Origin of the sequence: Candidatus Paralachnospira sp. LCP21S3_A2 (assembly GCF_052118925.1) — a bacterium.
GTDB lineage: Bacteria > Bacillota > Clostridia > Lachnospirales > Lachnospiraceae > Lientehia.
In genome coordinates this window covers 148896-173872 of sequence record NZ_JBQKGG010000004.1, presented here as the reverse complement: position 1 = coordinate 173872, position 24977 = coordinate 148896, and the positions used below count along the sequence as shown (strand labels likewise).

Here is a 24977-nt window from a genome sequence, read left to right as displayed (position 1 = left end):
GGGAAGACGTCTCTCTGCCTTTCCTTCATTTGATGCGCCATTTTTCGGAATCGATCCGATGAAACAGCCTTTATCGTCCGAGATATGCCTCAAATTCCTCCGGTGTCATCTGAATCTTTCTGGGCTTTGTTCCCTCCTCCGGGCCGACCACACCTGCCGCCGCAAGCTGATCCATGATCCGGGCCGCCCGGTTAAAGCCAACCTTAAAGGCCCGCTGGATCATGCCGATGGATGCCTTTTCCTTCTTGATCAGAAACCTGCCTGCATCCGCGAAATATTCGTCCTGCTCTTCACCGGTACCTCCCTCGCCTGCAGACGGAGAAGAAATCCTCGTCTCCATCTCCTGGCTGTACTGGGTATCGGTGTTGTCGGTTAAAAATTTCACCACAGCCGAAACCTCTTCATCGGAAACGAATGCCCCCTGGACACGCTCCGGCTTGGGGTAGCCTGACGGATAAAAAAGCATATCACCACGGCCAAGGAGCTTTTCGGCTCCGTTGATGTCGATAATGGTCCGGGAATCCACGCCCGATGACACGGCAAAGGCGATCCGGGACGGCACATTGGCCTTGATCAGTCCCGTGATGACATTGACTGAGGGACGCTGAGTCGCCAGAACCAGATGAAGCCCGGCGGCTCTCGCCATCTGAGCCAGACGGCAGATGGCACTTTCCACATCACCCGGTGCCACCATCATCAGATCGGACAGCTCGTCCACGATGATGACGATCTGGGGAAGGGGAACAAAATTCTCTCCGTCCTCCTCCCTCCGCCTTTCATTATAGCCCTTCAGATCACGGACGTTGTACTCCGCAAACTTTTTATACCGGTCGGTCATCTCCGCCACGGCCCAGTTCAGTGCTCCGGCCGCCTTCTTCGGATCCGTCACCACCGGGATCATCAGATGGGGGATTCCATTATATACACTTAACTCAACCACCTTGGGATCAACCATGAGAAGTTTCACCTCCGACGGATCTGCCTTATAAAGAATGCTCATGATCAGGGTATTGATGCAGACCGATTTTCCGGAGCCGGTTGCTCCGGCGATCAGCAGATGGGGCATTTTCGCCAGGTCGGTCACCACGGCCTTGCCGCTGATGTCGCGTCCTACAGCAAAGGCCAGCTTAGACGGGTGCTTCACAAAGGCATCGGATTCCAGCACATCGCGAAGGGACACCACCAGCTTTTCTTTATTGGGCACCTCAATGCCCACTGCCGATTTTCCGGGGATCGGCGCTTCGATCCGGATATCCGCCGCCGCAAGGCTCAGCTTGATATCGTCCTGCAGACCCACGATCTTGCTTACCTTCACGCCCTGCTCCGGTGTCAGCTCATATCGGGTCACAGACGGACCGCAGCTGATGTCATGGACCTTGACACCCACGCCGAAATTCCGGAGGGTCTGTTCCAGCTTAAGGGCAGTCTCCTTCAGTTCCTCGTCTCCGCTGCGCCGTCCGCCGCCTTCCCGCTTCAATAACCGCAGCGGTGGCTTCACATACGGTCTTGCCGGCTTTTCCGGCTTTGGCGGTGTTACCGGCTCCGCCGTTCCGTTTCCGCTTCGGGCGGCCGCAATCCCGGCTCCTGCACGGCTTCCGCCCGTTCCGGATTCCACACTCCGGCTTCCGTCCCTGTGCTGTCCGGGTTCTGCGCTTCGTTCTTCTGCCTCTCTGCGCTCTTTCGCCGCCTGCTGCCGCTTTGCGGTCAGCGGATCCAGCTCGGTGGGATCATTTTCCACCTCGATGATCTTTCCGGTGGCTGTCATCACCCGGCGGGTATCTCCCGAATTCTCATTCCTGGATTCCAACTCCGTTATAGAATCCGTCTGTGTTTTCACAGGTTTCTCTGTTTTCCAGGTATAATCCGTCTCGGGAGGATTATTCTCCGGGATCCGCCAGTTCTTCGGCACTTCCTCGGTCTTCTCCACCTGCTCCTGAACCGCACCCTGGATTCCGCGGATCCAGTCCGGCTCCGCTTCCGGCTCATTTTGGAACTCTTTCTCATGGGAAACCGGAATGTCCGCTTCAACCGGCGCCTCTGCATGATGTCCGGCCGTCTCCCAGGGAAGGGCTTCCTCCTCGGCATAGATCGTTTCCGAGGGATCCTCCTCCCGCCATACCTGCTCGGTCCGCTCATCTTCTCTTCGGATCCGGTACATGGGAACCGGCTCCTGATCCAGCTCCTCCAATTCCGATAAGGTACGGTCAACCTTCGCCGCCATTAACGGCTCCTGCTTTCCGTCACGCCGTCCGCCGTCTGCCGCAGATGCGATTTCTGTTCCGAATATGCCTGTTCCGGCCGCTTTCGTTTCCTCTTTCGTTTCCTCTTCCGCTTCTTCTATTTCGTTTTTTTCCGCTGCCCCGGTCATACCATGGATCCTGCCGGTAAATACCGGCGGTTCCTCGTTTGCCGCCTGGATTCCGCATTCCGCTGCTCTACTCTCTTCCTGAGCTTCCTCCGGAAGCTCAACATCCAGCGACACGCCCCGTACCTTCCGGTCTGCCCGCATGTCCCGGCGTTCCTCCGCCCGCGCCGCATGAAGCTCCTGCCGTCTCGCCAGATCCTCCTTTGCTGAGGCATAAACCTTCCGGCTTCCCCGGCGGATCGGATTCAGGATCGATCTCTGGGTCACAATGACAATACCAAGAGCCACCAGACCGAACAGCACCACATAGGAACCTGCCCGCCCTAAAAACGGATACAGCAGCATGAGGCACAGTCCTCCGAACATGCCTCCGTCCGCTTCGGTGAGTGCCTGCGTAAAATACCAGGCTGGCGAATTTCCTTTTTCAAAGGAGGTCAGAGCAATCAACGACAGCAGGCCGCAGAGCACTACCAAGCCAAGAAACGACACAGCCACGCGGATCACAGCCCGTCTGCTCCCGCCGTTGGAGATCAGAAAACAGACCGCCAGAAATAAACATACAGGGAACGCATAGCCTAGAAGCCCGAAGCATCCCCTCATGCCCTTATGAAGCAGTCTGCCGAAGGCTCCGCAGATTCCCAGATTGCTGCAGAATAAAAGAACGGAAACCGCCAGCGTGATCAGGATCACCAGCTCCTTTTTCAGAGCCGGCTCCAGGATTCCGGCTTCTTTTTTCCGCTTTGCCGCCGTTTTCTTCGTCCCGGTCCGTCCGGTCGTTTTCTTTTTCGCTGTCGTTTTTCCCGAAGAAGTCCGCCTTGAAGAAGCGCCTCCTGTCTGTTTTCCGGTTGTCTGTTTCTTTCTTTCGGCCTGTGCCACGGTCTTCCCTCCAACTGCTCATTTCCGTCTTCTGAATTTTGGTCATATAAATTTAGTATACCATTTTCAGGAAGGAGAAACAAGACCCAGAAAAGTGGGCGGAAATCGCCTTTCATTTCTTGATCTTATTCTTTAACCGCATTCTTCTCTGTTTTTCGTCTTTGCCGCTCCATAGAAAGAATTATCTCTATTTCCAATCTTTTCTGTTGACTGAACTTCTCATTTATAATAGTATAGAACCAGTGGCTTTACACAGGTTTTACAAAGGTTTTACGTTTTTTATGGAAAAATAAAAAACACTATACCCGAAAAGTGAGGAAAAGACATTGGATATTTTTGCGATTTTCAAGCTGCTTGGCGGTATCGGCTTATTCTTATATGGAATGAGCCTCCTTGGTGCTTCTCTGGAAAAGCTGGCCGGTGCCGGGCTGGAGCGGACACTGGAGCGTCTGACCAACAACCGGCTCAAGGGCCTGGCACTGGGAACGGTCGTGACCGGCGTGATCCAGAGCTCTGCGGCGACGACCGTTATGCTGGTCGGCTTCGTAAACGCCGGTATTATGAAATTTGCTCAGACTGTGCCCGTGATCATGGGTGCCAACATCGGTACGACCGTGACCGGCCAGATTCTCCGTCTCGGAGATCTCTCCGGTTCCCAGCTCATCTTTGAGCTGATCAAGCCCACGAGCTTTGCTCCCATCGTCATTGCCATCGGCTCTTTCATGATCCTGATCAGCAAGCGCCGGAAAACACGGGACGTGGCCAACCTGCTCATCGGCTTTGGTATCCTGTTCTTCGGCATGACCACCATGGAATCCGCTCTGTCCCCTTTAAAGGACTCCGCTGCATTCCAGGAAGTATTCTTCATGTTCAAAAACCCGCTCCTGGGCGTACTCCTCGGAGCCGTTGTGACCGCGATCCTTCAGAGTTCCTCCGCATCGGTCGGTATTCTCCAGGCCATCGCCTCCACGGGAACCGTTACCTTTTCCATGGCTGCCCCCATCATCATCGGACAGAACATCGGTAAATGCGTGACCGTCCTCATCGCCAGCATCGGCACCAACAAGAATGCGAAGCGTGTGGTTGTCTGTCATCTGATGATCAACCTGATCGGCGCTGCTTTATTCCTCATTGGTATTTATGGTTTCCAGAGCATTATCGGCTTCGACTTCTGGGACAAGGCCATGACCCGAGGCAACATTGCGGACTTCCATACCTTATTCAATATCGCAACCAGCCTGGTGCTCCTGCCCTTCTGCAACGGTCTGGTGGCTATCTCCAAGAAGCTCCTCAAGGACGATGCGCCCTCCAGGGCAGATTCCAGTCTGGCGCTTTTAGACGATATTTTCCTGGATCGACCCACGGTTGCTCTGGAGCAGTGCCGCAAGGTGATCCTGAGTATGGGTGAAACAATTCAGGAAAACTATGCCATGTCCATCAGCCTGCTTCACAACTTTGATGAAAAGACTTTTGAGAAGCTCAATGAAAACGAAAATTTCCTGGATAAATGCGAGACCGCCATGGGCGAATATCTGGTGCGGATCACTGCCAAAAATATCCGCCGGGAGGATCAGAGGGAGGTCGCTCAGCTGCTCCACTGCGTCGGCGACTTTGAGCGGATCGGCGATCACTGTGTCAATATCGCCGAGGTCGGCCAGTTCAATAAGGAACAGGGAATTTCCTTCTCCCCGAAGGGACTGGAAGAAATCAAGATGGTTTCTGATGCTGTCAAGCATGTCATCGACATTACTCTGGATGCATACAAAAACGAGGATCTCACCGCCGCATATCGGGTGGAGCCTCTGGAAGAGGTCATCGATCTTCTGAAGGAAGCACTGAAGTCGCACCATATTGACCGGCTCAGCAGTGGCGACTGCAGCGTGCAGGCAGGTATTTCCTTAACCGAATTTTTGACCAGCGCCGAGCGGATCTCGGATCACTGCTCCAACGTCGCGATCCATGTGATCGAAAAGCTTACCAGCACAAAGAACTTCGATTCCCATGAGTATCAGAAGCTGATCCACGGCGGACTCACCGAGGAATACAAGGCACTGTACCGCTACTATGAATCCAAATATTATGATCCGATCAAATAACGGTCATAACTGAACACAGCCGTAAAAACGGGAGGCTCCGACCATGGAACCTCCCGTTTTCCCTGTTATTTCTGCTGTCATCCTTTCCGCTTCTGTCATCCCTTCCGCTGCTTTCCTTCCCTGATCCGCTCCCTCAGTCTTGCAAGCGCCTGATCGATCCCGCCGATCCGGTCGATCAGCCCAAGCCTTACGGCATCCTCTCCCACCAGAAGAGTGCCCAGATCCTTTGTCAGATCCGCCGTGTTCATCATCAGTGCCTCGATCTTGTCCTGGGGGATCCGGCTGTGATCCGCCACGAAACCGGTGATCCGATCCTGGATCCGCTGAAAATAGTGGTAGGTCTGGGGTGCACCGATGGTCATGCCGGACATGCGGACCGGATGGATCAGCATGGTAGCCGTCGGCACAATAAAGGATTCGTCCGCAGAAACCGCCAGCGGAACACCAATCGAATGGCTGTCTCCGATGACCAGCGATACCGTAGGCTTGCTGAGAGATGCGATCATCTCTGCCAGCGCCAGTCCCGCGGAAACATCACCGCCCTGGGTATTGATGAGCAGAAGCACGCCCTCCACTTCGACGCTGTCCTCGATCCGGGCGAGTCTGGGCAGAAGATGCTCATACTTGGTGGTCTTGCAGCCGGAATTCAGATTTTCATGGCCTTCGATTTCTCCGATGATCGTTAACAGGCTGATGGTCTCCCGCTTTTCCGCTAACAGCACCTGCCCCTGCTCACCGTCCTCCTGAATTTCGCCTGCTGCCCTGTTTTCCTGCCCGTTCTGCCACTCCTCTGCAGCCCTGTTTTTCTGTCCGTTCTGCTGCTCCTCTGCAGCCCTCTTTTCCTGCCCGTTCTTCCATGCTCCCGCATCGCTCTGTTTCTTTCCCATATTTCACGATCCTCCATCTGCATTCGGTTACGGTTATGCTGTCCCATGAACCGGATTCTTTCTGCATTCGGTTATGCCGTCTCATGCACACATATCATGTCTCCGGCCGCATAACGCTCTGCGTTTAGTATGGAAGAAGTTCCTGGTTTTATTCGTAGGCCCAGATATTTTTAATCTGAGACTGGATCGTTTTGTAGCTCCAGGTCTGATCACTTCGGATCCGGCTGTTTGGATCGCGGATCTGAAGCTGATCGCCGTCATGACCGCAGATCACGATAAAATGACCGGTTTTCGTAAAATCGCCCGGTCTCATGCTGCAGATCAGCACCCTGCCGTCATCCAGTGCACGGAATATCTCGGTTTTGGAAAGATTGACCAGATTCCAGGAAAGTCCCAGCTTTTCCGCTCCCACGCTCATAAGATCCCAGCTTGTTCCCACATCCTCCAGATAATAGCCGTTTTCCATGGAAAACGCTGCCATTGCCGCCGGATCCATCGAGGTATCGCCGGTCAGTCCTACATAAACCATGGACAGACAGGTTGGGCCGCAGCCGGACATGGCAAGAAAATCGTCCCCGTATTCCCTGTATCCCCAGCGTCCGTCCCACTGAAGAAGCAGCGGGATCTCTCCCTTCCGAATTTCTCTGCTCAGGTCGATCTCCTGTTTTGTTCCGTGATACTCTGGATAAAGAAACACAAACTCTGCCGCCTCCGGATTGTCCTCCAGAAAGGTTCTGAGGCTTTCCGGATAGATCTCCGGGTTGGATTTCACATAAGCGCACATCCACTGGCTGGTTTTTCCGGCTGCCTCCGCTTCCAAAGCCGAAGTGCCCGATCCTGCGCCGGAGCTGTCTGTCCCGTTCTGGGACGTTACTTCCGTTTCTTCATTCATGGCACGGACCGCCCTGTTTCCGACGATCATACGGTTCCCCAATACGCCGTCCCCGGTCTCCGATGCCTTCGCCGCCGTCAGCCGTCCCGCAAAAAACGAACAGATACAAAGCAAACAGGCAGCGACAAAAAGAAGAATTCTTCGAATCCTCCTCTGTCTCTGCCTGCGGCGCCTTTTTTCTTCCATGCGTGCGACACTGTCATAACGGCGGTCGGCCGGTCTTCTCATAAGCTGTTCCTTCATAGGCGGCTCCTTATTGTAGGTCTCTCCGGTTTCTTTTCTTTGATCATACGCCCTGCTCCGGGCTTCCGAAAAACATAATTCCCCGAAACAGTTCTTCTTTTTCTAGTCTACCAGATAAACCTTGATGAACCCTGAATGAAAGATGAAGATTTTCCTAAATTCCGCCGAAACATGTCAACATTCTGCAACAATCAAACGGAAATTTCCTTTCCCAGCGAAAATGAATACAGATACCGCTGTTTCACCGGTTTTCCCGTGGCGGCATGAAGGGCACGTGCATAATATTCAAGCTGAACCTGATACCGACGGATCAGCTCGCCCTCCGGGTCCTCCAGCTCCTTGACCCGGTCAGTCTTGTAATCTACGATCACCAGCCCGTCCGGCTCCTCGAACCAGGCATCGATGATGCCCTGAATGAGCACCGTCTCCCCGGAAAGAGCTGTATCATTTTTTCCCAGATCCTCAGCCGGAATCCCCATGACAAACTGCTGCTCTTTTCTGAGCGTTCCGTTTCGCTCTCCCTCCGTCATTCGCCTGCCGATGGGCGTCTTTAAGAAGCGGCTGATTCGCCCCAGATTGATCTGCTCGGCTGTGTGCTCCGGCAGAAGTCCCTGCCGTTCCAGTGCTTCTACTGCTTCCCGGACCTCACTTGTACTGTTTCCGGCCGTAAAGGGCAGAAGCTCCAGAAGTCTATGGTATGCGGTTCCTCTGGCAGCTCCGGTTAGGCCTTCTGTCTCCTCCAAAAAACGCGGGACCAGGGCACCGGTTTCCTGCTCCGATTCCGGTATCAGCTCCGCATGGATCTCCTCCATGTGTTCCATTTTCAGCTCCGACACACTGAACTTCCGCGGCGCTCCCACTGCTGCCGCATGGGGATACTGCCAGGACAGCTGCTTTTTCCATTCTTTTTCTGCGGCTGTCTCCCGCCGTGATCCGTCTTTCTCTGCTTCATAAGTCTCCTGAGTTTCTGTCTCCGGAGTCCACTCCATCAGTCTCTTTTTAAACAGGAGGGTTTCCGTCTGATGTCCCAGCTCGTCATGAACCATCTCTTCGACCGAGGCGATCCGTACCGTCAGCGGCAGTGCTCCTTCCGCCAGACTGATTTTCACCGGAATTGTTTCCCCCAGATACCGACTGATCTCCTCATAGGCCCGGCTTCTCTGAAGTCCCATGATGAGCCATTCCAGGTACGCACCGGCGCTGCTCACTGCCTGGAACGGAAGAGCCTGCCTGCTCTCAAATAAAAGGCTCTTCCATTTTTTCAGCTTTGCCCCGAGCGCATGCTCCGTTCCCGTAATGATCAGCTTCTCCTCTGCCCGCGTCATGGCTACATAAAGAACCCGCAGCTCTTCTCCGAGACTATCCTGCCGGAGCTTCCGTTTCAGAACCTTTTTGGCTATGGTCTCAGCCCTCATTCTTGTACCCGGATCGATGTGATCCGCACCGATTCCAAGCTCCGGATGAAGCAGTACCGGTCCCTCGGAATCCTTCTGATTGAAGCCTTTCCCGGTCCCTGCCAGGATCACAATGGGATATTCCAGCCCCTTGCTTTTATGGATACTGGTAATCTGTACCGCGTCCTCGCCTTCGCCGGCCGGAGACGCTTCCCCGAAGTCCACCGAATACTTTCTGAGCTTGTCAATATAGCGGACAAACTGAAATACTCCGTGATAACTGGTTGCTTCATAATCAATGGCACGGCGGATCAGCATCTCCACATTGGCCGTCCGGATCTTTCCGCCTGGCATAGCTGCCAGAATCCGCCCATATCCGGTTGTTTCCAGAATATAACGCAGCAGCTGGTGAAGCCTCAGATACACCGCCCGTTCCCGAAAATCCCGGAGCATCCTTAAGAATCCGGCTGCCTTGTCCTGCAGCTCCGGATCTGACAGCTCTTTTCCGATATGGGTCTGTTCCTCTGATCCAGACCGATCTGAATTCCCGTTCTGCCTTTTCTCCGGCATATCCTCCCGTTTTTCCGCATAGTAACACAATGCTCCGTAAAGTCCGCGGCTGTCTGTCTCCGTAAGCTCCCGGTTAAACGCCGCCTTCATCTTTGCCAGCTCCTCCGGCGTAAACCCTCCGATCGGAGACATCAGCACCGCCGCCAGCGGGATATCCTGCATGGGATTATCCAGAATCTTCAGAAGATTTAAAAGGGTACGAACCTCCTTCGCGGAAAAATATCCGGTCTGTGTCTGAGCATAAGCCGGAATCCCCGCCGCCATAAACTGATCCACAAAGGTTTCTGCCCAGCCCTCCATAGTCCGAAGCAGCACCGCAATATCCCGGTAGGAGGCCGTCCGTGTGGCTCCCGTATCCTGGTCGGTAAGCAAAAGACCGGTTTCCGGATCTGTCAGCTCCCGGATTTTCCCGATGATCAGCTTTGCCTCCAGCTCCTTCCCGGTATAAGCCTCCAGCTCCGGATCCTCTTTCTTGGCCTTCCCGGTGTCAAAAAACAAAAGCTCCGTCCGGTAGTCCTGCTCTGCTTCCTGCTTCGGAAATTCCCGTCCGGGGATCAGCGAAGCCGCCTCGTCATAGGTGATCCCGCCAAGACTCTTTTCCATAAGCTGTCCGAAGAAGAAATTGGCGGTTCCCAGCACCTGCTCCCGGCTGCGGAAGTTCTGATGCAGATCAATTTTCTGATACAGGCTGTCCTCTTCCGTATAGGTCCCGTATTTTTCCATGAACAGCTCCGGTCTTGCCTGCCGGAACTTATAGATACTCTGCTTGACATCTCCCACCATGAACATATTGGGCTTCCCGTCCTCCATCCCGGAAATACTGGTGAGGATTTCCTCCTGAATCCGGTTGCTGTCCTGGTATTCATCGATCATGATCTCATAGAAGCCTTCCCGCAGCTCCTTTGCTGTTCCGGACGAATGATATCTGCCGTCCTCCCCCTTTACTGTGAGGATTTCCAGAGCTGCATGGGCCACATCCTGAAAGTCCATGAGATTCCGTTCTTCCTTTGCGGCCCGGTAAGACTCCCGGAACTTCTCCGCCAGTGTCAGTAGTTCTTCCATCGGCGCCGCACAGCCGGCAAGATCCGCCTCCATCTGTTCTTCTGTGCCGAGATCATATTCCGCCGCCAGTTTTCCCATGGACTCCTTCAGGCTCTTCCGGCATTCTGCCAGGAACTCCTTTTTTTCTGCTGAATAAAGAAGGTCCTTTTTCAGTCTCGGCTGACGCATAAAAGCTCCCTTTTCCCGGATTTCGGAGAGCGCCTCTCTCATCTCCTCATAAGTCCCTGCATGAAGCAGCCTCTTTGCATGCCGCGCATCCGACTCGAACATCTCTGCAAAGGGAGGGATTCCTTCCTCCAGGCTCATCTGGCTCATGGCTTCATACCGTCTTAAAAAGCTCTCTGCTTCTTCGTGAATCTCCTTCAGAAGAAACCCGGTCCAGAAACCGGTTCCGGAAGATGATAACTCCCGGCGCCATACAGAAAGCTGTTCGCCCGGATCCGGATACGCATCCGCAAAGTCGAACAGCCGAAGAATCAGGTCGCTGATTCCCTCATCTCCTTTTCCGGCTGCATACCGCTCCACAAAATCAAGAAATGCCGGGTTTTTTGCTTCATACTCGGCTTCCAGAAGTGCTTCCGCCGCATCTTCCCGTAAAAGCCGCAGTTCTCCCTGATCTCCGATCCGAAATTCCGGGTCAATGCCCGTAACCGGAAAGTAATTTCGTACCACATACAGACAAAAGCTGTCAATGGTCATGATCTTTGCACGGGGAAGCAGCGCCTCCTGGCGTCTCAGGTTCCGGTCCTTTGGCCGTTCCTCCAAAAGCTCTGAAAGCCTCCTTCCGATCCGTTCCCGCATCTGCCCCGCCGCGGCTCTGGTAAAGGTCACCACCAGAAGCCGGTCAATATCGACAGGCTTTTCCGGATCTGTGATCATGGCCATGATCCGCTCCACCAAAACCGCTGTCTTTCCGCTTCCTGCTGCCGCCGCCACCAGAAGGTTCCGGTTTCTAAGGCCGATGATCTGTTCCTGCTTCGGTGTCCACCTCATCGTTCTGCTCCTCCTTTGCTTCTGCCATCTCTGTCCAGATTTCCTCCGGATTTTTCCGTCTCATCCGGTGATACCGGTATCCTTCCTGCTTCCGGTCAAACCCGCAGGCTTCCTTAAACTCGCAGTACTGGCATCCGTTTCGCTCCTCCCGCTGATACGGTCTTGCCGAGATTTCGCCTGAAGCGATTGCTTTTCCGAAGGTTTTCATCTGCTCCCGCACAAACGCACGGAGCGTCTCAAACTGGGCTCCGGTCAGCTGATGCTTCTCATCAGGCATTCCGTTCCGGTAGGTTGCCGGAATCCACATGGACTCTCCCTCCAGGCTTCTTGCGTCCAGCCGGCGGGCCACAGTGGAAGCTCCGTTAAACACACCCTTCGGCCGCATCGCCCGAAGCACCATGCTGTCAGGGTCACCGCCTGCCTGCTCCCGGTCCAGAATCGGATCCTGGATCTGATAATAAAACATGGCCGCCGGAATGATTTCCTTATCCGGGTGCAGCTTCTGTTCCAGTTCCATGACTGCATCCAGATAAACCACCAGCTGCATCTGCAGACCGTAATAGACTCCTCCCAGGTCAAAATCCGTCCCGCCGGATTTATAATCCATGACCTTCACATACACATGCTCCTCATCTTCGCATACGTCCACCCGGTCGATCTTTCCGCGAAGCTGCATGCTTCCAAGCTCGTCCAGATCGATCCGCATGGCCCGGTTTTCTCCGGATGCGAAATTGAGTTCAAACGCCGCCGGCGTGAAAAATCCGGCACGAAGCTGCTCCCCCAGCGCCCAGAGCGTTTTTTCCGTGATCTGCTCCATACGCTTTTCCAGCCATTTATTCCGCGCCGAGCTTTTCAGGATATTGCTCCCCATATCCGCTGCAGCCCTCGTCATGGCATAGGAGGCAAGAAGCTTTCGGTCAGTTTCTCCCAGCTCCTCGATCGGCATCTCATGCTCCAGTGCTTCCCGGAATGCGATCTCCAGCGCCTTATGGAACACATTTCCCATATCCAGCGCCGCAAACTCAAATTCCCGCCGCTTGACCAGCTCCAGCCCGTAACTCAAAAACTGGGCGTACGCACAGGCCGCATACCGTTCCAGTCTGGTCACACTGCCCCTCAGCGGATCTCCGTAGAGAAGCCGTGCCGTCGTATCTGCGATCCGATCTCCTCGATATACGAAAAAGGCTCCCTCTGCCAGCCGGATCAGTTCCTTTCTGGTATCCGGATCTGCATACAGACAGGTGTACAGCTCTTCCCAGTCTTTCGGTGTTTTCCCGCGTTTCCAGTCCTCCATTCCTCCTGCCAGATACTGAAGCGCCTGCAGCTTTGTGAATACGGGCATCTCCTCCTGCCCCTGCTCCTCCGAAAGCAGCGGAAAGATCCGGTACAGCTGGGTCAGATACGGGGACGGGCTTCGTTTTTCTCCCATTTCATCTGCCGCCGCATAGGAGATCCACAGTTCCTCCGAGGGTTTTGTCACCGTATAATAGAAATAGAACCGGTCGATCCTGCCGCTTTCCCGTCCAGACGGTGCCAGCTTTGCATAGGGGGCCAGCTCCTCCCGGTCCCGCTCCGACAAAAGCCCGCCGCCTCCGCTGCTCTGAGGAATCGCCCCGTCATGGACTCCGATAAAAAACAATACGCGGATATCCTTCAGACGGCTACGCCGCACATCGCCCACCAGAACGCGGTCCATGGCCGCCGGGATCACACCGACCCGGATCTCCCGGCAGCCGGTTTCCAGAATTTCCTTATAGGTCCGTACCGGCAGCACCTGTTCTCCTAAAAGCCCCACGATCCGGTCAAACAGCTCCAGGATCTGTCCATAGGCCTGCTCATATTCCTTGGCATGGCTGTAGGAGCCCTCCTTTTGAAACTGCTCTGCATACGTTTTCAGACGTACCTCCACATTCTGAGATCCAAGGAATCGGTATAAGGCCTCCGTCATGTCCCGTACCGAGGCACCCTTCTTTTTTATGGCCGCCTTCAGCTCCGACAGCGGCCTCACAATTCTCTCCCGTGCCTCATTCAGCTCCTCCAGCCGCACATGCTCTCCGCCCCGGTACAGCTGCTCCCAGGGGCTGTTCCATCGCTTTTCCCCGCGGATTCCAAGGGCAAGCACATAGTTTTCCATTTCATAAAGGGTCTGCTCCGGGAGCATGGAAAATCCGCATTTCATATATCGGAACATAGGCTCATAAGCAAAATCCTTTTCCACGATCTCCAGTGCCGCCCGCAGAAGCTCCACCGCCGGATTCGTGAACAGACTCCGCTTATCGTCCATGAAGACTGGGATCTCCGCTTGCCGAAAGGCCTCCTCCAGAAGCGGCCGATACCCTTCCATATCTCCGCAGACCACGGCAATCTCCCGATAACGGAGATTCTTCTGCCGCACCCGTGCGGCGATCTGGGCCGCCAGCGCTTCTGCTTCCTTTCCGGGAGTGCTCATTCGGATCACGCGGATATGCTCCGGCTTTTCAGCATACTGCACTTCCGAATAGGAAAACAGCTGCTCCGAAAGAGCCTGCAGATCGTTTCTCTTACCAAACCTCGGAGAAACCTCCGGACTCAGGAGAAGGTCCTCCTCCCTCCCGGCGCCGGTTTCCTGTGCCAGCGTCTCCAGTCTGGTGATGGTTTCCGCACTCATGAAGTACAGACCGTCCTTTTCCCGCCCGGCCTGCGCCGCCTCATAAGGAAAGGTCAGTGCCGCCGTTACCCGGTCCGTGCATGTCAGAAGTTTCTCCAGTACCTCATACTGGGCCGGCGTAAAGCCGGTAAAGCCATCCAGCCATACCTCGCTGCCCCGGATTTGTTTTGAACGAGGCAGAACTCGACAGAGAAACGGAAGCAGCTCCTCGGCCGTGATCATGCCCTCGCCCATGGTCTCCCGGAATGCCTGGTATAAAACCTTCAGATCCTCCAGCTTCTGCTTTAGCAGAGGTCGTTTCCCCATCTGCTTTGCCAGTCCGGAAAGCTCTGCTTCCTCCAGACGGTATTGCCCAAGCTCAGAAATCATAGATTTCAGCTGATCAATGAATCCTGCCTTATCGAGCTGTTTTTTGAACACCGTCAGACTTTTTTCCGCCTGGGCACAGGCCCTCCGCAGCAGCAGACTCTTTCCCATATCGTCCAGAACCGTCACCGGCATACAGGAAAGCTCCTCAAAGACCCGGTATGCCAGCCGCTCAAAGCTCACAATGTCGATATTTAAAATACTGTGCCCCGGGTGGAGATCCGTCAGCGCTTTCTGGGTCTCCATGGTGAACTGCTCCGGAACAATCATGATAAAATGACGCTCCGGACAGGACAAAGCCTCCTGTACCAGAGCGTGATTCAGCGCGTATGATTTTCCGGAGCCGGCACTCCCTAAAATGAATCTTAAAGCCATAGATACCTCCTGATTTTTCCTCTCTGCGGGCGCAGACCTCAGACCAGACGCTTCGCGTCTTTCGCTGCTTTTTGCAGCTCGGTCTGAGGTTGTATGGGCGTCACGCCCATACTCGAATACGGAAATCTGTCGGCACAAGTTTTCACTTGGCCGGCTGATTTCCGTATTCTCCTGCGCCCGTGACTGTTAGGACAAGTCGTTGAAGGAACCGATCATTCGTTTGATTTCCTGCATTTCTTTATCGGTCTGGGAGATGGTCTGGGCGCAGGCCAGCAGACGGCGGCTGATCTCTTCGTGTCCTTCGATCTCCTCGATATTTTTTTTGTAGCGAAGCTGATGCTCCAGGCTTGCCCAGAAATCCATGGCCATGGTGCGGATCTGGATTTCAACCTTCATAGGCGTTTTTCCCTTCGAGAAAAATACCGGGATCTCCACGATCATATGATAGCTGCTATATCCGTTGGGCTTGGGATTCTTGATATAATCCTTAACCTTTAAAATCTTGATGTCATCCTGACTGGCCATCAGAGCCGCGATCATATAAATATCATCAATAAATGAACAGATAACCCGGACACCGGCCACATCATGAAGCCCGTTCAGAATATTATCCTCGGTCAGCTCCAGCCCGTATTTCTGAAGCTTCCGGTAAACGCTCATGGGCTTCTTGACTCTGGACTGGATCTTGGTGATGGGATTCCGCTTATAGCGAACGGAAAACTCATCGTCCAGAACCTCCAGCTTGGTCCGCACCTCACGGATCGCACACCGGAACATCATCATCAGATTGGAATAACCGTAAATCTTCCCCTGCATCTGCGTGAAGATCTTCTCCTCCTGCTCATTCAGCAGCAGCTCCTGCATGGTGCCCGGTTCTCCATCCTCCCGGTACTGATATTCTGTTTTTACTTTCTTTATGTTTGTCACCTGTTCCGAATATTCCTTCGTATCTTCCATTTCTGCCCCCGTATCACTCATAAACTTCTATGGTTCCTCATACGTTTTACAAAGCCTTTCAGGAGCCGCCTATGAGTTCCAAAACGAAAATCGTTGTCCTCCGTATGAAAGAACTGATCTATACCGGGATCTTTCTGGCTCTCGGTATCCTCTTGATCATTCTCCTCGTCTGCATGTTTGCGCCGAAAAACCGGACAGTTACCAAAAAGACGGCTTCCGCCCTCTACGAGCCCGGTGTTTATACCTCTGCCCTGGCACTGGGCGAACAGGCTGTCGATGTGGAGGTGACCGTGGACGAAAACACGATTCGTTCCGTCCGCCTGGTGAATCTGGAATCCTCCGTTGCCGCCATGTACCCGTTAATGACTCCCGTCATGGAATCCCTCGCTCCCCAGATTCTGGAAAACCAGAGTCTGTCCGGGCTTTCCTACGACGATAGCACCCGCTACACCGCCCAGATATTGACGGAAGCCGTCGGGCGGGCACTGGAGAAAGCAGAGATAAAATAAATCCGATTATCACGCACGGCACGCCGCAGACACGCCTTGCTCTGCTCGGCGTTTCGCTGCTTCGCAGCTTTCGTCTGCGGCTTACGGGGCGTTCCGCCCCTCTCCTCCGCTAAATCCAGCCCCTGTCAAATAAATTTGCCGGGACTGTCTTTACCGTCCGGTGCCGTGCTGAACTATTTTCGAATATATCTGATCATTCCCGGTCCCAAATTATCTGTGGGCCGGGCAATGAAGCCGTGAAGCTTATAAAATTCTTCCCGGCCCTTGGCACACATGAGATCCAGCATCATCTCGGTTCCTTCCCCGGTCAGTTCCTTCACTTTCTCGATAAGCCGTCCGATGAGCATATGGCCGACACCGAGATGCTGGGCGTTAGGATGAACGATGAGATCCTGAATATAACAGATTACCGCTCCGTCTCCCACCAGACGCCCCATCCCCACCGGTTGTCCGGCGATATACAGACCCAGGGTATAAAGGCTTCCGTCAAGGGCTGCCTGCGCCTGGTCTCTGGTCAGCTTTTTCCAGTTCACCGAGGCACGCAGCTTCAGATATGTATCCACATCAATCCTATTTTCCCGAAATTCCAGCTCATCCATTGTTATTCCACCACATTCTTAATCGAACCGATACCCTCGATGATACATTCCACTTCGTCTCCATGGTTTAAAAACTTCGGCGGCGTAAAGCCCATGCCCACACCGGCCGGCGTTCCTGTCGCGATAATGGTTCCTGCTTTTAACGTGATTCCCTGAGATAATTCCCGGATCACATGAGGGATTCCGAAGATCAGAAGCTCTGTATTGCTGTCCTGCCGCAGCTCTCCGTTGACCTTCGACTGAATGGCCAGCTTCGGCGGGAACGCGAACTCATCTGCCGTCACGATCCAGGGACCCATAGGAGTGAATCCGTCCAGGCTCTTTCCGAAATACCACTGCTTATGACGGGTCTGTACCTGTCTGGCGCTCACATCATTGATAATGGTATAACCGAGCACATACCGGGAAGCATCCTCCTCGGAGACATGCCTTGCGGTCTTTCCGAGAACTACTGCCAGCTCTGCTTCATAGTCCAGACGCTCTACCATGTCGAAATGCCCCTGAATCTTTCCGCCGGGTGCCACAGCCTCCCCGATCCGCTTGGAAAAATACACGGCATAGGGCCGCTCGCCTCCAAAGGCTTCCTCTTTATAGCGGGCCGACTCCTCGGCATGCGCCATGTAATTGATTCCCAGACAGATCATGTCCTGCTTGGGCTCCGGAATGGGCGCCAGCAGCGTAACCTCCGAAAAGGGAACGGCCTTTGCCGGATCGGCATACTCCAGTGCCGCTTTTAAAGCCGGAAGCCCGGTCATCTCCAGTCTGTCGATGAACTGATTCATATCTGCCGCTTCATAGCCGAGAGCCTCGGCGGAGAATACTGCCGTTCCGTCCGATGACAAAACGCCCGGCCTTATCTCTTCGTTGTATCTGTATGTTACAAGCTTCATTCTGATTCTCCTCTCTCCGATCGGCTCTTGCCCTTTTTCTTTTCATGGATTATACTGGATACCGTGAACCTTTTTCGGTTCATGCCCTGCTGGGAACGATCACGCACCTTCTGTGCCGGTTCGTCTCACAGTCTCACACTCTTATGAGAAAAGAAAGGAAGCCGTTTTATGGAAAAAATAGCCAGCTTTACTGTCAATCATTTAACCCTGCTGCCCGGCGTCTATGTCTCCCGGAAGGATCCCATCGGTGACAGCGTCATCACAACCTTTGACCTGCGCATGACCCGTCCCAATTATGAGCCGGTCATGAACACTGCGGAAATGCACACCATCGAGCACCTGGGCGCCACCTTCCTGCGGAACCATCCCGTTTACGGCCCCCGGACCATTTACTTCGGCCCCATGGGATGCCGCACCGGCTTTTATCTGCTGCTTGCCGGTGACTATGACTCCGCCGATATCATACCTCTTATGAAAGAAATGTTCACCTTTATCCGGGATTTCAGCAGCGAGGTTCCCGGGGCAAGAGCCCGCGACTGCGGAAACTATCTGGACATGAACCTGCCCATGGCCAACTACCTGGCAGACCGCTATTTAACCGAGGTTCTGGAAAACATCGATGGATCCAGACTGGTTTATCCGGAATAACATGATGTGATTTTTTCTGATACCGGATTACTCCGCACTTCGTGACTCTAGTATCACACGTTCTGCTTTTCCCAGCCGCTGTCAATCTTCCTGATCAGCTCATCAAAGCTCTTCAGACCGCTTAAAGCATCATAAGCTGCTACGCAGGACGCACCGGTTCCGGTGGCAAGCTGAAGGCATCTCTCTCTGCCGTATCCAAGCGTCACCGCATATAAGAATGCCGCAATCGTCGTATCGCCTGCCCCGGTTCCGGAAAGCACCTGATCCGGTACATAGCTCTTCTCAAAGGATCTTGCTCCTGCCCAGTCCTCCGGCTCCAGAACCAGCCCGCCGCCAATCTTTGCCAGACGGTCTGCGTCTCCTGCTGCCAGATATAAGCCCTTATATCCGCATTTCACCAGAACCACACCAGCTCCCCAGCCGATCAGTGTTTCCGCCAGAGGCCTTACATCACGCTCGATGTCCAGAAGCCCGATCATATCACCGTTTTCCGCTTCCGCATACATCTTTTCATATTTATCCCTGTCCAGATAAAACAGCAGTTCCTCGATACTGGGTTCAAAGAAGTCCACATTGGGACACATACGGCGGATAATATCCTTCCAGTCCTCTTTTCCGCTCTCACACTCCGGATCTACCGCACACATATCCACGGAGGTTGCGATTCCGGCCGCCTTTGCCTCCTCCAGCATGGCAATGCAGCCCGCTCCGCCGTTTAAGTATAACAGACGGCTCACCGGCGGATATCCGTAATGAAAGATCTGGTTTGTTTCATAAAGAGCCGGAGCCACGTCCTCCTTGCGGAAGGTATTTCCCGCACAGGGATCATGTAAAAACATCCGGTCAATTCCGGGCGGTGTCAGGGCAATGGAATAAGAAGTGGAGATCTCCGGATCCACGATCAGGTCTCCGGCTGCACCGTACTGATCATAAAACTTCACAATGATGTCACCCAGCACGTCCTTTCCCACCTTGCCGACGGTCCGCACCTTTGCTCCCAGCACCTTTAAGCCGAGCCCCGTATTGGTAACAGCTCCGCCGGGATGAATGTCCATGCCCTCCATGTGAACGACCTTTCCGGGCACAAACACCTCATCCACCGATTTTGCCTTCTTCTTGCTCTCAAACACCGGCGTAATATCCAGGGTCAGGGTTCCTGCCACGATAATGCCGTTTCTCTTCGTTGTTTCCATAAAATGCTCCTTCCACACCGGGTTCCGGTTTTTCACTCTCCCGCCGGCGATTTTCTTGTTATCGATAATTCTCAGATCTGATTCTGCCGTCTGTTTCACGGCTCTATTTTCGGCTGCGAACCTGTACGTTTGTACATTTCTGCTCCGTTCTTCCCATCAGGCATTGCTTCTGTCATCTCAGAAATGACAGGACTGCCAGGACAAGCAGGTGCAGGGGATAAAATACATAAAATGAATATTTCCAGACCAGCCCCGCCGTCTTTCCCTCCGGCGTCCATCCCTTGTTTCCATTATAAAACAGGATCGGCAGAAATGCCAGTACCCCGAATGGCTCCAAGCCACCCATGAGCACCATGACGATTCCTGTGCTGAGCAGCATGGGAACCGGACGGAACCGGAAAAAGTAAAACAGAAAAATGAGAAGCACGCCCTCTGCTCCGTAATCGCACCCGGTCAGATACCCCAGACACATCATGGATATCAGCGCCATGATGGCATAGATGGGCTGGACATTTCCCACAAACCGGTTATACAGATATAAAAGCAGCAGGCCGATGAACAAGGTCACGCCCACGTTCTGATAGCCGGGATAAAACCAGGTTCCGCAAAGGAACAGATCAAAGGGGATCTCCGAGATCAGAGCAAACGCCCCTATGCGGATCAGGTACTTTTTAATATCACCGGTGTGGAAAAAGCCCTCCACCAGAAGAAAACAGTACAGGGGAAAAGCGATCCGTCCGATGATCCGAAACCACTTCCAGATCTCCCAGTCTACATTACAGCGCCCCAGATAAATGCCAACATGATCAATGAGCATGGACACCATGGCGATCCATTTTAACGCCTGCGCGCTGAGTCCGAGCCTACCTCTCATCTGCTGCCTCCGTTTCACCGACTAAAATGACTGTGCTCCTCGGTGCCAGCGTGATCTGCTCCGGATCGGCAAGTGGTTCCATGCAGATCCCATTCTTTTCCTCCCTGGCCGTGTCCACCTCCAGACGCCACACACCTCCGGTATGAGGCAGGTCAAAGGTATGAGGCTCCCAGTGCATGTTGATCAGCAGATACACATCGGAATCGTCCCCGTATTTCCCGCAGTAGAGAAGCCCGGCCTGGCGGCTGTAGGTCTCATACTGAGGATACCAGGGGGATTCTCCGTGAACCGAAAAGTCCGGACAGCCCACGCCCCTGTAATCCGTTCCCCGAAGCACTCCGTTTTTCCGGATCATGACATGCTCCCGGCGGAATGCCAGCATAAACCGGGCAAAGGATAACAGATCCTCCTGGAACCGTCCCAGCTTCCAGTTCACCCAGCCCGTCGGGTTATCCTGGCAGTAGGCATTGTTATTTCCATCCTGAGAATTTCCCCTCTCATCTCCCGCCAGAAACAGCGGAACTCCCTGGGCCATGGTCAAGAAGACCCATGCATTGCGCAGCTGCCGCTTCCGGAGCTCCAGGATCCTTTTCTTTTTCACCGGTCCCTCTGCCCCGCAGTTCCAGCTGTAATTATAATCCGGACCGTCTTTTCCGTTTTCCCCGTTGGCTTCATTATGCTTCCGGTCATAGGACACCATATCATACATGGTAAACCCGTTGGTATTGGCCATAAAATTGACTTTTCCACCCCTCCGAAGCTCCGTGACAGCCTGCCCGAGACTGTTCTCGTCTCCCTTTAAGAACCGCCGCATATCATTCTGAAAGTCATCCTTATAAACCGCAAAGGTATTTTCCCGTCCTTTGGGCACCTCTCCCGCCGCACCGGAAAACAGCTTGATATCCGTCAGGGCCGGATCGGAAAGCACCGCCTGAAGGTCATAGGTGCCGGCCAGGTGAAGGCCGTCCACATGAAATTCATAAACCCAGTAATGCAGGCAGTCCAGCAGATACGGTGTCTTTGTTTCCGGTTCAAAATAAAGCTCCGCACAGACCTCCATGCCAGCCTCATGACAGTCATGAACAAACCTCCGAAACTGAAGATCTGCCGGCTCTGCATTCCTTCCATGAACGCAGAAGGCCGCCTTCGGTGCAAACCGGTCTGCCGGTCCGTAGCCCCAGTAATTTAATTTTCCCTCGGTCCTTCCGTATTCATAGGCCTGATGGGCTTTCACAGGCAAAGCCTCCCGAAACTCATAAGGCAGCTGCAGCTCGATCATGGTCACGCCAAGGCTCTTCAAATACGGAAGCTTTTCCAGAATTCCCGCAAAGGTCCCTTTTTTCTTCACACCGGAGGATACATGCTTTGTAAATCCCCGCACATGCAGACGGCAGATCACCGTATCCGCCATGGAAATTCCCGGCTTCTGATCTGCTTCCCAGGAAAAGCTGTCCGCCGGAAACCCATACCGTTTTTCTTCTCCCGGTTCTCCCCAGGTTTCCCGTCCGGCCGTGCGTACCGCATGATCATCCGCCATAAATACACCGTCCACTGACAGACGGTACTCGTACTTATCCGGATCAAATCCGGATAAATCCATATAGCGGATCTGCCCCAGCCGGTTGGCCTCCGGGAACGGAATCACCCGCTCCTCCTGCGCTTCTCCGGTCCGATACAGATGAAGGGCCGCGTTCCCCTCCTTTTCCGAAGAAAAAGCGATGTGTACGAACCCCCGCTCCCGTAATGTGCCCAGCGGAAAGGGCTTCGCCTGCTTCTCAATCTGAATCTCTGTCAAAACCGCCCTCCATTTCCCCGGCTGCGATCCGCTCTGCCAGATCCTCCAGATAAACCCACCGGTCCATTTTTTCTTCCAGTGCCTGCTCCAGTGCCTCTTTTTCTACGGTAAGCTTCCGGAGCGCACTGTAATCGGAAGCCGATGCTTCGATCTGGGCTTCCTTTTCCGCAATGTTATCCTCCAGGTCACGGATCTCGCTCTCGATGGACTCAAACTCTCTCTGCTCCTGGTAGGTAAATTTTAACTTTTTCGGTCCCTTTTTCCAGCTTTTTTTCGCCGTCTCTGTATCTCCCACCGGACCGACTGCTTTCGTTCCGCCAGGACTTCCGTTCGTACTGCCTCCGATTTTCTTTCCGTCATGTTCTCCGGCTTCTTCCGCAGCCGTACGCTTTTCCGCACAGGCCAGTTCATAGTCGGTATACCCGCCTTCATACTGGACAAGCCTGCCGTTTTCAAAGGCAAAGATCCTTCTTGCGATCCGGTCTAAAAAATACCGGTCATGGGACACGGTGATCACGATCCCCGGAAAGCTGTCCAGATAATCCTCCAGGATCATCAGCGTCCGGATATCCAGATCATTGGTGGGCTCATCCAGGATCAGCACATTGGGAGCTTCCATGAGTACCCGCAGGAGATACAGCCTCCGCCGCTCGCCGCCGGAAAGCCGGTCAATCGTGGTATACTGCATGGACGACGGAAATAAAAACCGTTCCAGCATCTGGGATGCGCTCACGCTTCCGTCTGCTGTCACCACATACTCTGCCGCATTCCGGATATAATCAATGACCCGCAGGCTCATGTCCATATACTCATTTTCCTGAGAAAAATATCCCAGCCGTACGGTCTGTCCGATGACGATCTCTCCGGCATCAGGCTGTTCTTCTCCCATGATCAGCTTCATCAGCGTAGACTTTCCGCAGCCGTTGTTTCCAACGATCCCGATCCGGTCATTCTTCAGAAAAATATAAGTAAAATTCTCAAACAGCGTCCGGTTTCCGTAGCCCTTGGACACGCCATGAAGCTCTACCGTCGTTTTTCCCAGACGGCTGGAAACGGAACTCATCTCCACCTGACCGTCCTGCACCGGAGCTTCCCGGTCCCGCAGTTCCTCATACCGCTTAATGTGCGCCTTCTGCTTGGTGGAACGCGCTCTGGCGCCCCTCTGGATCCAGGCGATCTCATTGCGCAGCATGCTCTGGCGCTTCCGCTCCGACGCCTGTGCAATGGAAAGCCGCTCCTCCTTCAACGCAAGGAAGCCCGAATAATTGGCATGATAGCTGTATAATTTGCCCTGATCCAGCTCCACGATCCGGTTGGAAACACTGTCCAGAAAATACCGGTCATGTGTCACCATGATCAGTGCGCCGCGGAACCGTTTCAGATAATCCTCCAGCCAGCCCGCCATAGCCGCATCCAGATGGTTTGTAGGCTCGTCCAGGATCAGAATATCCGCCGGGGCAAGCAGCACCGATGCCAGCGCCACACGCTTTCTCTGCCCGCCGGAAAGCTCTCCCACCGGCTGAGAGAAATCCGGGATCTCCAGGGTATTGAGCATGCTCTTTGCCTGGCTTTCGATATCCCACCGGTTCTGCTCCGTCACATTCCCGTCAAGGACTGCCTCCAGCACGGTCTGCTTTCCGTCAAACACCGGCGTCTGGGGCAGGAACCGGATCTGAAGCCCGTTTCCTCTTGTCACAGTTCCCTCGTCCGGCTCCTCCAGCCCCGCCGCGATCCGGAGAAGCGTACTTTTTCCCGTTCCGTTGATTCCGATGATTCCGACCTTCTCTCCCGTTCCGAGGGAAAACGCCGTGTGGTCGAACACCAGCCGCTCGGTATAGGATTTGGTCAGATTCTCCATAGTCAAAAGGTTCATAAGTCAATCTCCAGCTCTACCGGGCAATGGTCGGAGCCCATTACCTCCGTATGGATAGAAGCGCTTTTCAGCCTGTCCTTCAGGCACTCCGATACGCAGAAATAATCAATCCGCCACCCGGCGTTTTTCTCCCTGGCCTTAAACCGGTAGGACCACCAGGAATAAACTCCCTCCGTGTCCGGATAAAAATACCGGTAGGTGTCAATAAAACCGGCGTCCAGAAGCTCCGAAAACTTTGCCCGCTCCTCATCCGAGAAGCCGGCATTCTTCCGGTTTGTCTTCGGATTTTTCAGATCGATCTCCTGATGAGCCACATTTAAATCCCCGCAGAAGATCACCGGCTTTTCCATCTCCAGGCTCTTTAAATACGCACGGAACGCATCCTCCCAGGTCATGCGGTAAGGCAGCCTTGCCAGCTCGTTCTGGGAATTTGGCGTGTAGCAGGTCACCAGATAATACTCCGGATATTCCAGTGTTAACACCCGTCCCTCCGTATCATGCTCCGCGATCCCGATCCCTCTCCGGACCGAAAGCGGCTCCTCCTTCACAAACACCGCAGTCCCGGAATACCCCTTTTTTTCCGCATAATTCCAGTACTGGTGATACCCCGGAAGCTCCAGATCGATCTGTCCTTCCTGCAGCTTCGTCTCCTGCAGGCAGAACGCATCGGCGTCCGCTTCCTTAAAATATTCTAAAAATCCCTTGCCCACACAGGCCCGCAGCCCGTTGACATTCCAGGAAATCAGTTTTTTCATGACGTTTTTCTCCCGTCCGTTTTCCAATTTCGGGCAATCCGATTCCTGTCCCGATATCTTTTTATTATACCCTATCTGAGAAAGAGCGGCAACTGAAAGTTTCGGGAGAAATCCGGCC

16 protein-coding genes are annotated in these 24977 nt (G+C 53.9%); 3 read left to right on the top strand and 13 right to left on the bottom strand.

The window, feature by feature from the left end; genetic code table 11:
• Positions 1-70: 70 nt before the first annotated feature.
• Complete coding sequence (locus tag ACTQ3K_RS05475) at positions 71-3241, bottom strand: DNA translocase FtsK 4TM domain-containing protein (protein WP_441566231.1); 3171 nt, start codon at positions 3239-3241, stop codon at positions 71-73.
• 326 nt (positions 3242-3567) lie between these two features.
• Here ACTQ3K_RS05475 and ACTQ3K_RS05470 point away from each other — a divergent pair, with 326 nt between their 5' ends.
• Complete coding sequence (locus tag ACTQ3K_RS05470; RefSeq protein WP_441566230.1) at positions 3568-5337, top strand: Na/Pi cotransporter family protein; 1770 nt, start codon at positions 3568-3570, stop codon at positions 5335-5337.
• A 95-nt stretch (positions 5338-5432) separates the two neighbouring features.
• Here the strand turns inward: ACTQ3K_RS05470 and ACTQ3K_RS05465 are convergent, their stop codons facing one another.
• The 5 genes from ACTQ3K_RS05465 to ACTQ3K_RS05445 all read right to left on the bottom strand — a co-directional run bounded on the left by ACTQ3K_RS05465 (position 5433) and on the right by ACTQ3K_RS05445 (position 15582).
• Positions 5433-6224: a ClpP family protease gene (locus ACTQ3K_RS05465; protein WP_441566229.1), complete on the bottom strand. Its 792-nt coding sequence runs from the start codon at positions 6222-6224 to the stop codon at positions 5433-5435.
• 148 nt (positions 6225-6372) lie between these two features.
• Positions 6373-7359, bottom strand: a complete 987-nt coding sequence (locus ACTQ3K_RS05460) for a C39 family peptidase (protein WP_441566228.1) — start codon at positions 7357-7359, stop codon at positions 6373-6375.
• 191 nt (positions 7360-7550) lie between these two features.
• Positions 7551-11378: a helicase-exonuclease AddAB subunit AddA gene (addA, locus tag ACTQ3K_RS05455; protein WP_441566227.1), complete on the bottom strand. Its 3828-nt coding sequence runs from the start codon at positions 11376-11378 to the stop codon at positions 7551-7553.
• The gene (locus ACTQ3K_RS05450; RefSeq protein ID WP_441566226.1) at positions 11338-14766 is read right to left on the bottom strand and encodes a PD-(D/E)XK nuclease family protein; all 3429 of its coding nucleotides are present in this window, start codon (positions 14764-14766) and stop codon (positions 11338-11340) included. Before ACTQ3K_RS05450 ends, addA begins: the two co-directional genes overlap by 41 nt.
• Before the next feature lie 186 nt (positions 14767-14952).
• A complete protein-coding gene (locus ACTQ3K_RS05445; RefSeq protein ID WP_441566275.1) occupies positions 14953-15582 on the bottom strand; it encodes a GTP pyrophosphokinase in 630 nt (209 codons plus the stop codon).
• Between the two features lie 212 nt (positions 15583-15794).
• Here ACTQ3K_RS05445 and ACTQ3K_RS05440 point away from each other — a divergent pair, with 212 nt between their 5' ends.
• The gene (locus ACTQ3K_RS05440) at positions 15795-16232 is read left to right on the top strand and encodes a hypothetical protein (RefSeq protein ID WP_441566225.1); all 438 of its coding nucleotides are present in this window, start codon (positions 15795-15797) and stop codon (positions 16230-16232) included.
• A 173-nt stretch (positions 16233-16405) separates the two neighbouring features.
• Here ACTQ3K_RS05440 and ACTQ3K_RS05435 read toward each other — a convergent pair whose 3' ends face one another.
• Positions 16406-16831: a GNAT family N-acetyltransferase gene (locus ACTQ3K_RS05435; RefSeq protein ID WP_441566224.1), complete on the bottom strand. Its 426-nt coding sequence runs from the start codon at positions 16829-16831 to the stop codon at positions 16406-16408.
• A 2-nt stretch (positions 16832-16833) separates the two neighbouring features.
• Positions 16834-17721 carry a fumarylacetoacetate hydrolase family protein gene (locus tag ACTQ3K_RS05430; protein ID WP_441566223.1) on the bottom strand — a complete coding sequence of 296 codons (888 nt, stop codon included), beginning with the start codon at positions 17719-17721 and terminating at the stop codon, positions 16834-16836.
• Between the two features lie 168 nt (positions 17722-17889).
• Here ACTQ3K_RS05430 and ACTQ3K_RS05425 point away from each other — a divergent pair, with 168 nt between their 5' ends.
• Positions 17890-18369, top strand: a complete 480-nt coding sequence (locus tag ACTQ3K_RS05425; RefSeq protein ID WP_441566222.1) for an S-ribosylhomocysteine lyase — start codon at positions 17890-17892, stop codon at positions 18367-18369.
• 53 nt (positions 18370-18422) lie between these two features.
• Here ACTQ3K_RS05425 and ACTQ3K_RS05420 read toward each other — a convergent pair whose 3' ends face one another.
• From ACTQ3K_RS05420 to ACTQ3K_RS05400, 5 genes are all read right to left on the bottom strand, one after another.
• Positions 18423-19562 (bottom strand): carbohydrate kinase family protein, encoded by a 1140-nt coding sequence (locus ACTQ3K_RS05420; protein ID WP_441566221.1) that lies wholly within the window; start codon positions 19560-19562, stop codon positions 18423-18425.
• A 172-nt stretch (positions 19563-19734) separates the two neighbouring features.
• On the bottom strand, positions 19735-20436 hold the full coding sequence (locus ACTQ3K_RS05415; protein WP_441566220.1) for a TraX family protein: 702 nt from the start codon (positions 20434-20436) through the stop codon (positions 19735-19737).
• Positions 20426-22231 carry an alpha-amylase gene (locus tag ACTQ3K_RS05410; protein WP_441566219.1) on the bottom strand — a complete coding sequence of 602 codons (1806 nt, stop codon included), beginning with the start codon at positions 22229-22231 and terminating at the stop codon, positions 20426-20428. The genes ACTQ3K_RS05415 and ACTQ3K_RS05410 overlap by 11 nt, the downstream gene beginning before the upstream one ends.
• Positions 22212-24104 carry an ABC-F family ATP-binding cassette domain-containing protein gene (locus ACTQ3K_RS05405; protein WP_441566218.1) on the bottom strand — a complete coding sequence of 631 codons (1893 nt, stop codon included), beginning with the start codon at positions 24102-24104 and terminating at the stop codon, positions 22212-22214. The genes ACTQ3K_RS05410 and ACTQ3K_RS05405 overlap by 20 nt, the downstream gene beginning before the upstream one ends.
• Positions 24101-24859, bottom strand: coding sequence for an exodeoxyribonuclease III (locus ACTQ3K_RS05400; RefSeq protein ID WP_441566217.1), 759 nt, complete (start codon positions 24857-24859; stop codon positions 24101-24103). Before ACTQ3K_RS05400 ends, ACTQ3K_RS05405 begins: the two co-directional genes overlap by 4 nt.
• Between the last annotated feature and the right edge of the window lie 118 nt (positions 24860-24977).

What these genes read in the sequence shown, in the direction of transcription:
- ACTQ3K_RS05465 (WP_441566229.1), bottom strand. Translation starts at nt 6,224, where the DNA reads ATGGGAAAGAAACAGAGCGATGCGGGAGCATGGAAGAACGGGCAGGAA.
- ACTQ3K_RS05460 (WP_441566228.1), bottom strand. Translation starts at nt 7,359, where the DNA reads ATGAAGGAACAGCTTATGAGAAGACCGGCCGACCGCCGTTATGACAGT.
- addA (WP_441566227.1), bottom strand. Translation starts at nt 11,378, where the DNA reads ATGAGGTGGACACCGAAGCAGGAACAGATCATCGGCCTTAGAAACCGG.
- ACTQ3K_RS05450 (WP_441566226.1), bottom strand. Translation starts at nt 14,766, where the DNA reads ATGGCTTTAAGATTCATTTTAGGGAGTGCCGGCTCCGGAAAATCATAC.
- ACTQ3K_RS05445 (WP_441566275.1), bottom strand. Translation starts at nt 15,582, where the DNA reads ATGCAGGGGAAGATTTACGGTTATTCCAATCTGATGATGATGTTCCGG.
- ACTQ3K_RS05440 (WP_441566225.1), top strand. Translation starts at nt 15,795, where the DNA reads ATGAGTTCCAAAACGAAAATCGTTGTCCTCCGTATGAAAGAACTGATC.
- ACTQ3K_RS05435 (WP_441566224.1), bottom strand. Translation starts at nt 16,831, where the DNA reads ATGGATGAGCTGGAATTTCGGGAAAATAGGATTGATGTGGATACATAT.
- ACTQ3K_RS05430 (WP_441566223.1), bottom strand. Translation starts at nt 17,721, where the DNA reads ATGAAGCTTGTAACATACAGATACAACGAAGAGATAAGGCCGGGCGTT.
- ACTQ3K_RS05425 (WP_441566222.1), top strand. Translation starts at nt 17,890, where the DNA reads ATGGAAAAAATAGCCAGCTTTACTGTCAATCATTTAACCCTGCTGCCC.
- ACTQ3K_RS05420 (WP_441566221.1), bottom strand. Translation starts at nt 19,562, where the DNA reads ATGGAAACAACGAAGAGAAACGGCATTATCGTGGCAGGAACCCTGACC.
- ACTQ3K_RS05415 (WP_441566220.1), bottom strand. Translation starts at nt 20,436, where the DNA reads ATGAGAGGTAGGCTCGGACTCAGCGCGCAGGCGTTAAAATGGATCGCC.
- ACTQ3K_RS05405 (WP_441566218.1), bottom strand. Translation starts at nt 24,104, where the DNA reads ATGAACCTTTTGACTATGGAGAATCTGACCAAATCCTATACCGAGCGG.
- ACTQ3K_RS05400 (WP_441566217.1), bottom strand. Translation starts at nt 24,859, where the DNA reads ATGAAAAAACTGATTTCCTGGAATGTCAACGGGCTGCGGGCCTGTGTG.